This is a genomic window from Neorhizobium tomejilense (genome assembly GCF_964254135.1).
In the GTDB taxonomy this organism is placed as follows: Bacteria; Pseudomonadota; Alphaproteobacteria; order Rhizobiales; family Rhizobiaceae; genus Neorhizobium; species Neorhizobium tomejilense.
Window position 1 is genome coordinate 266,759 of record NZ_CAXUSO020000002.1, and the last position, 12,037, is coordinate 278,795.

Consider the following 12,037-nt stretch of genomic DNA (forward strand, 5'->3'; position numbering starts at 1 on the left):
GCCGACAATAAATTCAAGCCGAGTATTCCTTGAGAGCGGCGGCGGCGGCCGATCGGATGAAGCCATGGTCGCTCGACACCAACATCGCACTCGCGCCGAGCTCGGCCGCAAAATTGAAGTCGGCCTTGCTGGTCGGCAACATCATGAGCGGGATATCGGCCTCTCGTGCCGCCGCCGCGACCTGCCTGCTTATTTTTGCCACCTTGGCACCGGCCTGCGGATCACCTCGATGTGCTGCCGTCAGATCTCCCCGGCCGATGAACAAAGCGTCTATACCATCTACCCTGGCGATATCCGCCGTCCGGTCAACGGCTTCGAAATCCTCGATCATGGCGATACAGGCGACCCGGCTGTCCTGCAGCGACATATGATGCACCGCGTCGATACTTCCCCAATTGCTGGCGCGCGTCAGCCCGGCAAAACCTCGGCTGCCTCCCGTATATCGGCAACTGCGTGCAATTGCCCGAGCCTTTTCGACGGTGCTTACATGCGGAACCATGATCCCCATCGCGCCCGAATCGAGCGCCGACAGGATGTTTGCCTCGCTGAATTCGGCGATGCGCACCACGGGCGCGATATTCGATGCACGCGCGGCAAAGATCATCAGGTCGGTCATGTCGCGCCCGAGCGCGGCATGCTCCTGGTCGATGACCACGAAATCGTAGCCGATCGCCCCCAATATCTCGACCACCTGCGTCGTGGGAAGCTTGAGGAATGTGCCGAACATCCGTTGGCGCGTCAGCAGTCGTTCACGGAATGCGGTAAAATCGGGACGCTGTTCTGTCATCTGGCCACCTTTCGATACCGATCCCTAGCCATTCTCTTGTCAGGAACGAAGGCAATTGCGGTCCCGTTTCTCCCTGCGAAACATTCCCCGCCCGGCTGGCGTTTCTTCTCGCGAAACGGACGGCGATAACGATTGTGATCAGCAGCTTCGGGTGCGAGCCAATGCCTCAGGACAGTGCGACTTCATTCGCGCGTGACGCTCAACGAGGAACACAAAAGCCTTGGCCAATCCGACCATCATAAGCTGCGCCGTCACAGGCAATATCACGACGATCGACCAGACCCCCTATCTGCCGGTCACTCCTGAGCAGATCGCCGCTGCCTGCATCGATGCTGCGCGGGCGGGCGCTGCAATCGTTCATATCCATGTGAGGCATCCGGACGGCAGGCCCAGCATGGAGTTGCAGCACTACCGCGAGGTTGTCGAGCGCCTGCGGGCGGCGGACGAGGACGTGATCATCAACCTCACGACCGGCCCTGGCGGGCGGTTCGTCCCCAGCGAAGACGAACCGCGCATTGCGGCACCGGGGACCACGCTGATGCGACCGGAGCACCGGGTCGAACATATCGCTTCCCTGCGGCCGGAGATATGCAGCCTCGATTTCAACACGATGTATTCCGGTTCTTCCGTGGTCATCAATACGCCCCGCAATCTCGCGGTCATGGCGGACATCATTCGCAATGCGGGCGTACTGCCGGAGATCGAGGTATTCGATACGGGAGACATCCAGCTCGCCAATCAGTTCCTTCAGGAGGGGAGGTTGGCGGAGCCGGCGCTATTCCAGATCGTGCTCGGAGTGCGTTACGGGGCAATCGCCACGCCGGAAACGCTGATGTACATGAAGTCGCTTCTGCCGGCAGGCGCTCACTGGGCGGCCTTTGGCGTCGGGCGTTGGGAATTTCCGATGCTGGCGCAGGCCTGGCTTCTTGGTGGCCACGTTCGGGTCGGCCTGGAGGATAATATCTATCTGGAAAAAGGCGTCCTCGCCGGGAGCAACACCGTGCTCGTGGAGAAGGCCGTGCGCATTCTAAGAGAGCTGGGAGGCACCATCGCGACCGCCGGCGAGGCGCGAGAAATTCTGGGGCTGAAGAAGCAGCTTCCGAAGCCACGCTAGATCCCGTCGGCGGTGCATGTCGCTCGGCCGGCTTCCCGGGAACACGGGCCGCAGCCCTGCCTCAACGCCATCCGGTTTCCTGGCGCGGAGCCAGACGATTTCGACTACGGCGCCAGCAATTCTGGCAAAAAAGCGGAGATGCCAATGTACGTTCAGAGTGACCCACGATCCAATCTGTCCAACGCTGCAAAACCGAGCGGCACGAAGGTGCACAACAGCTATTTCGGCTCGCAGCTTGCCCTGTTCTACGAAACCGCGCCCCAGATCGCCGATGCCAACGGCGACACATGGATCAGCCGCGGGCAGAACTTCGTCGTCGCATACAGCAACGCGAAAGAGGGCGGCATCTTCTCACGCCGGTCGCAGCCCGATGAATATGCCTTGATCATTCCCGACAAGGAGACTTCGGTCGAAATCACCACCGCGGAGGGAACCACCGTCGTTCCGGGCTATTCCGTCGCCTTCGTGCCGCCGGGCGACAGCTCCATCCGGGTGTCGACGGGCGGCAGCATCGTTCGCCTTTTTTCCCCGAAGTCGGAGGACTTGGCTCGCGCCGCTTCGAACGCGGATGCCTTCCTCGGCGCGCATCCCAATGTTCCCCCCTTCGAAGCCTGGCCCGAGCCGCCCGGCGGGCTGAGGTTGAAGTGGTATACGCTGGAGGTTCCGGACGATCCGTCCCGGTTCGGGCGCATCTACCGCTGCACGACGTTCATGATCAACTATCTGTCGCCGCGCATCGGTCCTCGCGAGCGGGACAAGGTGTCCCCGCACCATCACGACGATTTCGAGCAGTGCTCGCTGGCGGTAAGCGGTTCCTTTACGCATCATCTGCGCTGGCCCTGGACTACGAACATGAACATCTGGCGGGAGGACGAGCACCTCTACTGCGAATCGCCGTCGATCTGCGTTATCCCGCCGCCCGCGATCCACACGACAACCGCTGAATCCACCGGCGTCAATCAACTGGTGGACATCTTCGCGCCGCCGCGGATGGATTTTTCGCAAAAGCCGGGCTGGGTCCTCAACGCGGACGACTACCCGATGCCGCAGGCCTGACGACCGATCGGCTCGCCGTCGGCTCCGGGTCTCAGGTGTCGGCGGCGGCTATGGAACGGTATGGGCAAGCGCCGGATCGACGGCGAGGACAACTTTGCCGATCTGGCGGTTTTCGTCGAGGATGCGATGAGCCTCCCGCACTTGCCCGAATGGGACGACCCGATGAATGCGGGTGACTATGCGGCCGTCCTCGAGCAACGGCCAAACGTGGTCGACCAGGTCTTTCGCAAGCCGTCCCTTGTAGGAGGGTGGCCTTGGTCTCAGCGTCGATCCGGTGATCGTCAGCCGTCGGCGAACCAGCGTGCGGATGTTCACCTGCGCCATGCTGCCTTGATGGCTGGCGATGAAGACGAGCCGGCCGTCATCTTTCAAGAGGTCCAGCTGGCGCTGCGTTTCGGTTCCGGCTTGCCCGTCCAGGATGACATCGACCCCTTCACCGCCGGTCAGGTCGCGGATGTGTTCGTCCCAGGCATCGCGATAATCGACCGCGGCTTGCGCGCCAACAGCCTCGCAGACCGCTCGCTTCTCGTCGGTGCCGGCGGTCGCAAAAACGGTTGCACCTCGAAGCTGCGTGGCGATCTGGATGCCGGCCATCCCAACCCCGCTGGTGCCGCCCTGGATCAGCAGGGTCTCCCTATATTCCAGTCGCGCCAGCCAGATCAGGTTGTTCCAGGCCGTGAAGAAGACTTCCGGAAGCGAAGCAGCCTCGATAAAGCTCAGTCCCTTCGGGATCGGCATGCATTGCACGGCCGGCGCCACGCAGAACTCCGCATAACCGCCGCCGTTGACGAGTGCGCAGACCAGGTCTCCTGCCCGAAGCCCGTCTACGCCTTCACCGACGTCGTCGATGACCCCGGCAACGTCGAGACCGGGGATTTCGGAGGCGCCTGGTGGCGGTGGATAGAGACCGCGCCGCTGCTGGACATCCGGCCGATTGACCCCGGCCGCGACGACACGGATCAGCACTTCTCCGGCCTGCGGCCGCGGCCGCGGGCGTTCAATGATCCGAAGAACTTCAGGCCCGCCCGGGCGCTCGATCTCGATGACTTGCATGTGGCTGGGTCAGCGGAATGGAATGGTCACGTCGGCAATCCGACCAGCTTGGCCGGATTATCTGCAACCATGGTCCGCACCTCCGTTTCGCTGAAACCCAATGCCAGGCAGAGCTTGATCGCCTGGCGCATGCCTTCCACCGGCGTGGGATTGTCGACCTGCCCGAGATCCGAGCCGATCGAGGAATGTTCGACGCCCGCAGCCAGGATGTGTTCCTTGAATTCTTCCGGCGTATAGGTGTTGAAGCGGGAATCGACATAGAGGCCGGCGGACTGTTCGATGAGGGCGCCCAGTTGAGCCAGGTCGCGAACGTCGTCGGGCGTGAAGTGCAGCCCGTACATCGGATGATTGACGAGCAGACGCTTGACGCCGCGGGCCCGCGCTTCATCGAAAAGCTTCCAGATTTCCCAGACATGCAGATGCCCGGAGGACAGAATGGCGTCGAACTCCGCAATCATGTCGAGAATCTGCTTCACCTCGTCCAAAATGTTCCCATAGGCATCGACAGGCGTCAGCGCCGGCGAATGTCTAAGCTGGACATTTGAAGCAAGCCGCGTCTTGCGATGCGCGCTGCGGATGTGGTTGGCTGCCTGTGCAGTTGGCATCCAGATCAGCTTTGCGCCCATTTTCAGCTGGGCATCGACAACGAACGGGTTCAATCCCCCCGTCGAGTTGTTGAGCACGAGGCCGCTGAACATCGACAGGCCACGGTCTCCGAACAGCCGCTCCATCATCGGGATCACCGGCGCGACCGAGTAGTGATGGTCCTTGAACAGAAGCCCGCGCATACCCGCCGCTGCAGCCTCTTCGGCGGCCTCCATGTGGTCGAGTTTCCGGGGCATCGTCGAGGGACCGGAGTGAACGTGAAGATCGACTGCGCCACGCAGCAACCTGCTGGCCAATTCATCGTCGACACCGGCGATAAGCCTTCTGACTTCCTGTCTATTGCGGTTCACATCGTCTGCCGAAGCCATGACAATCTCCTGCTTGCATCCTGAACCTCCCTAAAGCTTGACTCCAGACCGCGACAACCTATCATCCCCGGCATTTCGCTAGTCGAAACAGCCATCTAGATTCTACGGGAGGAGGATCCATGGGCATTCGAGCAATCGAACGCGCGATGAATGTTCTGCAAGAGCTGAACCTTCACCCAATCAATACAATTGCCCAACTGCATGCCCGGACAAAGCTTCCGAAACCTACTCTCGTTCGTATCCTGCGGACGCTCGAGGAAGCCGGATATGTGGAAAATGATACGCGGCAGGGGGGCTATCAGGTCAGCGCGCTGGTGACGTCCTTGAGCTCCGGCTTTCACAAGGGACCGCTAGTCGTGGAAGCAGGACGCGCCTGGGCCATCGCAATGACCCGCAAGCACAAATGGCCGATAGCGATAGCCCTGCCGGACTATGACGGGATGGTGGTGCGCTTCAGCACGGTGCCGGACAGCTTTATTTCGCCGTTTCACAGTACGGTCAACAAACGTCTCTGTCTGCTTACGCGCGGACTGGGCCTCGCTTACCTTGCCTTCCTCGACAAGGATGAATTCGACCTGATCATCGACGTGCTGAAAAGGTCGGACGATCCGGAGAATGCGCTCAGTCATCATCCGGCCGAACTGAAGCGGGTTGTCAGCAAGGTCCATCGAGACGGCTATGCCACCCGGTCGTCTCTCGTGGAGCCAAAGAACTCCAATACCATCGGCGTTCCCATCATCGGTCAGGGCGGACGGGTCCTGGCGAGCATAGGACTGACCTACTTCAAGTCGGCCTTCGGCTCGGAACGGGAAGCTTGCGAACGCTACGCTCCTATCCTGCAGTCGGCCGCATCTGCGATCTCGGAAGATCTGGACCGCCTCTCCAACAGTTTTGCCACTTGATCCGCTGAGGCTTTCTGCCGGACCGAGACCAAAAGGCTGTTGGACTGTCTCAGCAAGACCTGCTGCCGACCTGCAGCCATATCAGCGGATACGGCCGCTTGTCAGAACATGTTCGGTGCCGTTGCGGACATGCCGCGTCAGTATATCCCGAGCGCCGCCGACATCCCGTTTCATGGCAAGCTCGAAAAGCCTCCGGTGGTCGTCCACGACCGGCTTGCCGCGAAAACTTTCGGCCAGCAGATGGTAACGCAGGAAGCGGTCGAAGACGGATGAGAGCGTCGCCATCAGCGTCTCGGAATTGCAGGCTGAGACGAGAGCCTGATGAAATTCCCAATCGTAACGTACCCAATCGACGGTGCGTGAGGCGTCGCCTTCGAGAAGCTGCCGCTCGATCGCCGAAAGCTTGTGATGCGCCGCGACGATCCGCGCTTCCCAGTCGAGATCTCCCGTTGCGAAGGAGAGGCCGATCGCATGGCTTTCGAGCAGGATGCGAAGGTCTGCCAGTTCCAGGAGTTCCTGCCGGGACGCAGGGCTCACCTCGAACCCACGCTGCCCTTCGGCGACAACGAGGTTCTCCGTGGTGAGCCGGCTCAATATTTCCCTGAGCGTCGAGACGCTGACGGAATAACGCTCCTTGGTCTGTTCCAGCCTGATTTTGGAACCAGGGGGCAGTGCGCCGGAAATGATATCCTGGCGTATTCGCCGAAACACGGTCTCGCCGATCGTCTCGGCTGCCTCTTTTCCTGATTTCAGCATGTTTCCCCCTTTGAGCAGTTCGTATATAGCTGATGAAGAGAAAAATACAGGGCAGAACGCCTTTAATATGATGATTTGCGATCTCAGCCTGAAAGACCGGGAAGTCAGACAAAGAGAGAATTGACTTATACGAACTATTTCGTACAATACAAAGGTGCGACGTTCTCGGGAGGAATGGCCTGCACAAGGGAGGCTTCGTCGCAGGTAAGCGGCGCGCCGTGAGGAGGAGGAACCAGCCCATGACATTCGATCTGACCCGCCGACACTTTCTCGGCGCCACATTGGCAACCGCCGCCCTGTCCGTGCCGGCGCTGGCACAGGACAAGCCGGTCCTGAAGTTTTCCGCGGTATTTTCCGAACAGGATATTCGCGCCCAGATGACCAAGATGTTCGCCGAGGCGATCGCCGGCTCGTACAAGCTGGAGCCTTATTACGGCGGCAACCTCTTCAAACAGGGAACCGAGCTCGTCGCCATCCAGCGCGGCAATCTGCAGATGGGCAATATCGCCCCGCAGGACATTTCCAACCAGATTCCGGAATGGTCGGTGCTCACCTCGGCCTATCTGTTCCGCGACGCGCAGCATGTGACCAAGTTCTTCCAGAGCGAGGCCGGCGCGGAATTCAAGAAGATGGCCGACGAAAAACTCGGCGTTCATATTCTCGGCCCGACCTATTTCGGCGCCCGGCAGATCGGTTTGAAGCCGAACAAGAAGATCACCACGCCCGCGGACATGGCGGGCATCAAGCTGCGCATGCCGGGTGGCGATGCATGGCAGTTCCTCGGCGCCGCGCTCGGGGCCAACCCCACGCCGATGGCCTATGCCGAAGTCTATACCGGTCTGCAGACCGGCGCGATCGACGGCCAGGACAATCCGCTGCCGAACGTCAAGAACATGAAGTTCTATGAAGTCATGTCGCAGATCGTCATGACCTCGCACCTCATCGGCTACGATCTGCTCACCATTTCCAGCAAGATCTGGAAAGGCATGAGCGCCGATCAGCAGAAGTCCTTCCAGGCAGCCGCCGACAAGGCGATGAAGTGGAGCGAGGACCAGCACCTTGCGCAGGAGAAGACGCTGGTCGACGAATTTAAGAAGGCCGGCCTCAATATTTACGAGCCGGACATCGCCGCCTTCCGCAAATTTGCCCAGGAGAAATACCTGGCCTCCGATCTTGCCAAGTCCTGGCCGAAAGGTGTCCTCGAAAAGGTTGCGGCAATCTGAAAATAGCCCGCCCATGGGCGGGCTCCTCACAAATGCGGCGGCAGGCCGGAGCGGTCAAACGCCCGGCCTGGTGGCCGAACCTCCGGGGGAGGGGGTAAATGAATTCGAAACTTATCGCTGCCGGCGGCTGGCTGCGGCGCCGCGCCGAAAATCTCCTGGCACTGATGCTGCTCGGGATGTTTGTCGCCTTCGTTCTGCAGATCGTCTTCCGCTACATCCTGAACCTGTCGGTTGGCTGGACCAACGAGATCAGCGTCGTGTTGTGGATCTGGATCGTGCTGTTTGGCGCAGCCTTCGTGGTGCGGGAAGTGGAGGAGATCCGCTTCGACTTCTTCTGGGCTGGCGCCGGCGATAGGGCGCGGCGGGTGATGCAGATCATCTGCGCCATCGCGCTCGTCGTCCTGTTCGGCATATCCCTGCCGGCGGTGATCGATTACGTGACCTTCATGAAGGTGGAAAGCACCGCCTATTTGAAGATCCGCTTCGATTACCTCTATTCCATCTACATCGTCTTCGCTGTTGCGATGATCGTGCGTTACATCTGGCTCGGGGTGCTCGCGGTTCGCGGCAGGGCGCCCGAAGCCTTTGATCCCACCAAGGCGGGCTCGGGCGTATGAACCTCACAAGCCCCTTTTCGATCGCGCTCGTCGTCATCACGGCGCTCGCCTTCCTTGGCCTGCCGATCGGCCTTTCCATGATGTGCGGCTCGATCCTCTACCTGCTCCTCGCCGGGGCGGACATGGGCACGGTGGCCGAACAGTTCCTGAACGGCATGTATTCGAACTACGTCATCCTTTCGGTACCGCTCTTCGTGCTGGCCGCAGAGTTCATGAATATCGGTTCGATGACCGAACGGCTGCTGGCGTTCTGCAACGTGCTGGTCGGCCGCTTCCGTGGCGGACTGGCGCAGGTCAATGTGGTGCAGAGCATCATTTTCGCCGGCATGTCAGGGTCGGCGATCGCCGACGCCGCCGGCAGCGGCCGGATGATGCAGAACATGATGACGCGCGACGGGCGCTATACGCCAAGCTATGCCGCGGCGCTGACGGCCGTCACCTCCGTCATCGGTCCGATCATTCCACCCTCGATCCCGATGGTCATCTATGCGCTCGTGTCGGATGCCTCGATCGGCTACCTCTTCCTCGCAGGGATGGTGCCTGGCCTGCTGATGGCCGGCCTGCAGATGATGCAGGTGGCGATCACCGCGCGGCGCAAAAATTTCCCGGTCGAAGATCCGGTGCCGCTGCGGGATATTCCCCGCATCACCTGGCGGGCCTTCCCGGCCTTGATGATGCCGGTCGTGCTGCTCGGCTGCATCTATTCAGGTATTACGACCCCGACCGAAGCCGCCGCGCTCGCCGCCGCCTATGCGCTGGTCATCTCGCTGGTCATCTACCGGAGCATCAGCTTCGGAGCCTTCTACGATTCGCTGTTGCTCAGCGCCAAGTCGACGGCGTCGATCGGCATGTTGATCGCCGGTTCCCTGGTCTTCAACTATGTCGTGACGATCGAAAATATCCCGGACACGCTCCGGGTGCTGTTGACCAGCTGGGACCTGACGCCCACCGGCTTTCTCATCCTCGTCAACATCCTGCTGCTTCTGCTCGGCTGCGTGCTCGAAGGCACGGCGATCCTCCTGATCATCGTGCCCGTCTTCATTCCGACCGCCCAGGCGCTCGGCATCGACATGGTGCATTTCGGGGTCGTGGTGGTCGTCAACATCATGCTCGGCCTTGTCACGCCGCCTTACGGGCTGCTGCTCTTCATCATGACGAACATTTCCGGTGTGCCGGTGAAGGACATCATCAAGGACGCGGCACCCTTCATTTTCTGGATGGTGGTCAGCCTGGTCATCATCACTTTCGTGCCGGACGTCGTCCTCTGGCTTCCGCGCCTAATGGGTTATCAGGGGTAAACCGATGAAACCGATCTATATTCTCAACGGTCCGAACCTCAATCGGCTCGGGAAACGCGAGCCGGAAATCTACGGCACCACGACGCTTGGCGAAGTGGAGGCGTGGTGCCGGGAGGCGGCGGGCGAACGCCCGGTCGAATTCCGCCAGACCAACAGCGAGGAAAAGCTGATCGACTGGGTGCATGAGGCGATCGACGAGGGTGCGGGGATCATCATCAACCCTGCCGCGTTCACCTTCACGTCGCTGGCGCTCCTCGATGCGTTGAAGATGTTCACCGGGCCGATCATCGAGTTTCACATCAGCAACATCCATCGCCGTGAACAGATCTATCACAACTCCTACGTCTCCATGACGGCGACGACGGTGATGGCCGGCCTCGGGGCTACAGGATATCCGCTGGCGGTGAAGGCCCTGGAACGACTGATCGAAGAGAAGAGACGATAGCCCCGGTCGAGCGGCTCGCCTTCGGGTAAATAACACTCTCGGCCCAAAGGCTAATATTGACAGGCAATGTATACAGATTTATTGCTGGTATAACGGCGATGAGGGGGAGCAGCAGGCCGGCGGTTTTCTTGATAGCTGTATGGCATTCCTTTTTAGCCCCGTTTTTCTTGCGGTTTCGATGTTCGGGCCGAAGTTGGTCGTTTCCAGCAGCGGTTTTTGGCAAAGCGCGACGCAAGAGGCGGGGTTTGTATACACGGATTTGCAAAATCCAGGCCCAGCTCTCGGAAAACTTCTGGCTACGTTCAGTCGGCTAACGAACGCGGTAAATAGTCGGGCGCCAAACTATCGCGCCCGTTGACTGTTGATCGCGATGTCCCCGATATATCCGACAGGCTGTGACGGGCCGGACGCCGCTAGGAGGATGCGGTCTGTCACCGGGAGCTTTGAGAACAGTTCGTCTTTGAGGAGGAAGAGAATGATTACCAGAAGAACATTGATGGCTGCGGCCGGTCTTGCCATGGGCGGCCTCGTTGCCATTCCGGCATCCGCGCAGGAAACGGTCAAGATCGGCCTTATCCTGCCGATGACCGGCCCGTTCGCGTCCACCGGCCGTCAGGTCGAGGCGGGCGTGAAGGCCTATATGGCGCTGAACGGCGATACCGTCGCCGGCAAGAAGATCGAAGTCGTGCTGCGCGACGACGGCGGCGTCGCCGACCAAACCCGCCGCATCGCCCAGGAGCTCGTCGTCAATGACGGCGCCAAGATGCTGATGGGCTTCGGCCTGACGCCGCTTGCCATGTCGGTTGCGCCGGTTCTCAACCAGGCGAAGATCCCGGCGATCATCACCTCGGCAACGACCTCGGCGATCATGCCGCAGTCGCAGTATTACGTCCGCACCTCGATGGGCGGCCCGCAGTCCGCCGTGCCGGTGGCCACCTGGGCGGTGCAGAACAACCTGAAAAAGGTGGTGACGCTGGTCTCCGATTACGGTCCGGGGATCGATATCGAGCAGGGTTTCACCAACCAGTTCAAGAAAGACGGCGGCACCATCGTCGAGGCGATCCGCGTTCCGCTGGCGAACCCGGATTTCGCCCCCTTCCTGCAGCGCGTCCGTGACGCCAAGCCTGACGCAGTCTTCGTTTTCGTACCGGCCGGCATCGGTGCGCAGTTCATGAAGCAGTATGTCGACCGCGGCCTTGCCGACGCCGGCATCAAGCTGATTGCCACCGGCGACGTCACCGACGACGACCTGCTGAACGGCATGGGCGCGGTCGCCAAGGGCGTCATCACCGGCCATTTCTACTCGGCCCTGCACGACAGCCCGGAAAACAAGGCTTTCGTCGCCCAGGTGAAGAAGGCCGCCAAGAACATGCGCCCGAACTTCATGGGCGTCGGCGGTTATGATGCCATGACGCTCGCCTATTTGGCGCTGAAGAAGACCAATGGCGATACCGACGGTACCAAGCTCATCGAAGCCATGAAGGGTGCCACTTGGGTAAGCCCGCGCGGCCCGATCACCATCGATCCGGCCACCCGCGATATCGTGCAGGACATCTACATGCGCGAAGTCAAGGAAGTGAACGGCGAACTCTACAACGTCGAATTCGCGACCTTCCCGAAGATCAAGGACCCGAACGCCAAGTAAGGCGGGATGGAACTTTCGACATGGGAATGGCGGACCTCGGTCCGCCATTTTTGGTTTCGGGTCTACGTAGAACGTGGATCGGGGCCGGTGGATCGAGATTGGCGGTTCTTCCGTTGTTGTCGTATGCATGGGCCGACAAACGGGCGGACCAGGCGCTCCATGCGCTG

The 12,037-nt window shown here is 60.5% G+C and carries 12 protein-coding genes; 8 read left to right on the plus strand and 4 right to left on the minus strand.

Annotated features, from left to right (window positions below):
* Window positions 1–13: 13 nt before the first annotated feature.
* Window positions 14–787 (minus strand): HpcH/HpaI aldolase family protein, encoded by a 774-nt coding sequence (locus tag ACSQ3G_RS24055; RefSeq protein ID WP_436111986.1) that lies wholly within the window; start codon window positions 785–787, stop codon window positions 14–16.
* 220 nt (window positions 788–1,007) lie between these two features.
* On the opposite strand from ACSQ3G_RS24055, the gene ACSQ3G_RS24060 reads away from it, so the two are divergent.
* Together ACSQ3G_RS24060 and ACSQ3G_RS24065 are read left to right on the plus strand one after the other, a co-directional pair.
* Entirely contained in the window at window positions 1,008–1,901 is an 894-nt protein-coding gene (locus ACSQ3G_RS24060; protein WP_436111987.1) for a beta-keto acid cleavage family enzyme, read from the plus strand.
* Window positions 1,902–2,108: 207 nt separating this feature from the next.
* A complete protein-coding gene (locus ACSQ3G_RS24065) occupies window positions 2,109–2,957 on the plus strand; it encodes a cupin domain-containing protein (RefSeq protein WP_436111988.1) in 849 nt (282 codons plus the stop codon).
* 48 nt (window positions 2,958–3,005) lie between these two features.
* Here ACSQ3G_RS24065 and ACSQ3G_RS24070 read toward each other — a convergent pair whose 3' ends face one another.
* Both ACSQ3G_RS24070 and ACSQ3G_RS24075 read right to left on the minus strand, forming a co-directional pair.
* Entirely contained in the window at window positions 3,006–4,010 is a 1,005-nt protein-coding gene (locus tag ACSQ3G_RS24070) for an NAD(P)H-quinone oxidoreductase (RefSeq protein ID WP_436111989.1), read from the minus strand.
* A 26-nt stretch (window positions 4,011–4,036) separates the two neighbouring features.
* Window positions 4,037–4,984, minus strand: coding sequence for a DUF6282 family protein (locus ACSQ3G_RS24075; RefSeq protein ID WP_436111990.1), 948 nt, complete (start codon window positions 4,982–4,984; stop codon window positions 4,037–4,039).
* Between the two features lie 119 nt (window positions 4,985–5,103).
* Here ACSQ3G_RS24075 and ACSQ3G_RS24080 point away from each other — a divergent pair, with 119 nt between their 5' ends.
* On the plus strand, window positions 5,104–5,886 hold the full coding sequence (locus ACSQ3G_RS24080) for a helix-turn-helix domain-containing protein (protein ID WP_436111991.1): 783 nt from the start codon (window positions 5,104–5,106) through the stop codon (window positions 5,884–5,886).
* Window positions 5,887–5,967: 81 nt separating this feature from the next.
* Here the strand turns inward: ACSQ3G_RS24080 and ACSQ3G_RS24085 are convergent, their stop codons facing one another.
* Window positions 5,968–6,642, minus strand: a complete 675-nt coding sequence (locus ACSQ3G_RS24085; protein WP_436111992.1) for a GntR family transcriptional regulator — start codon at window positions 6,640–6,642, stop codon at window positions 5,968–5,970.
* A 239-nt stretch (window positions 6,643–6,881) separates the two neighbouring features.
* Between ACSQ3G_RS24085 and dctP the strand changes: the two genes are divergently transcribed.
* The 5 genes from dctP (at window position 6,882) to ACSQ3G_RS24110 (ending at window position 11,870) form a co-directional block, all read left to right on the plus strand.
* Window positions 6,882–7,865 carry a TRAP transporter substrate-binding protein DctP gene (dctP, locus tag ACSQ3G_RS24090; protein ID WP_046631907.1) on the plus strand — a complete coding sequence of 328 codons (984 nt, stop codon included), beginning with the start codon at window positions 6,882–6,884 and terminating at the stop codon, window positions 7,863–7,865.
* 98 nt (window positions 7,866–7,963) lie between these two features.
* Entirely contained in the window at window positions 7,964–8,482 is a 519-nt protein-coding gene (locus ACSQ3G_RS24095) for a TRAP transporter small permease (protein ID WP_255393255.1), read from the plus strand.
* Entirely contained in the window at window positions 8,479–9,780 is a 1,302-nt protein-coding gene (locus tag ACSQ3G_RS24100; protein WP_436111993.1) for a TRAP transporter large permease, read from the plus strand. Before ACSQ3G_RS24095 ends, ACSQ3G_RS24100 begins: the two co-directional genes overlap by 4 nt.
* 4 nt (window positions 9,781–9,784) lie before the next feature.
* A complete protein-coding gene (locus ACSQ3G_RS24105; RefSeq protein WP_436111994.1) occupies window positions 9,785–10,225 on the plus strand; it encodes a type II 3-dehydroquinate dehydratase in 441 nt (146 codons plus the stop codon).
* Window positions 10,226–10,700: 475 nt separating this feature from the next.
* Window positions 10,701–11,870, plus strand: coding sequence for an ABC transporter substrate-binding protein (locus tag ACSQ3G_RS24110; RefSeq protein ID WP_105401507.1), 1,170 nt, complete (start codon window positions 10,701–10,703; stop codon window positions 11,868–11,870).
* Window positions 11,871–12,037: the final 167 nt, after the last annotated feature.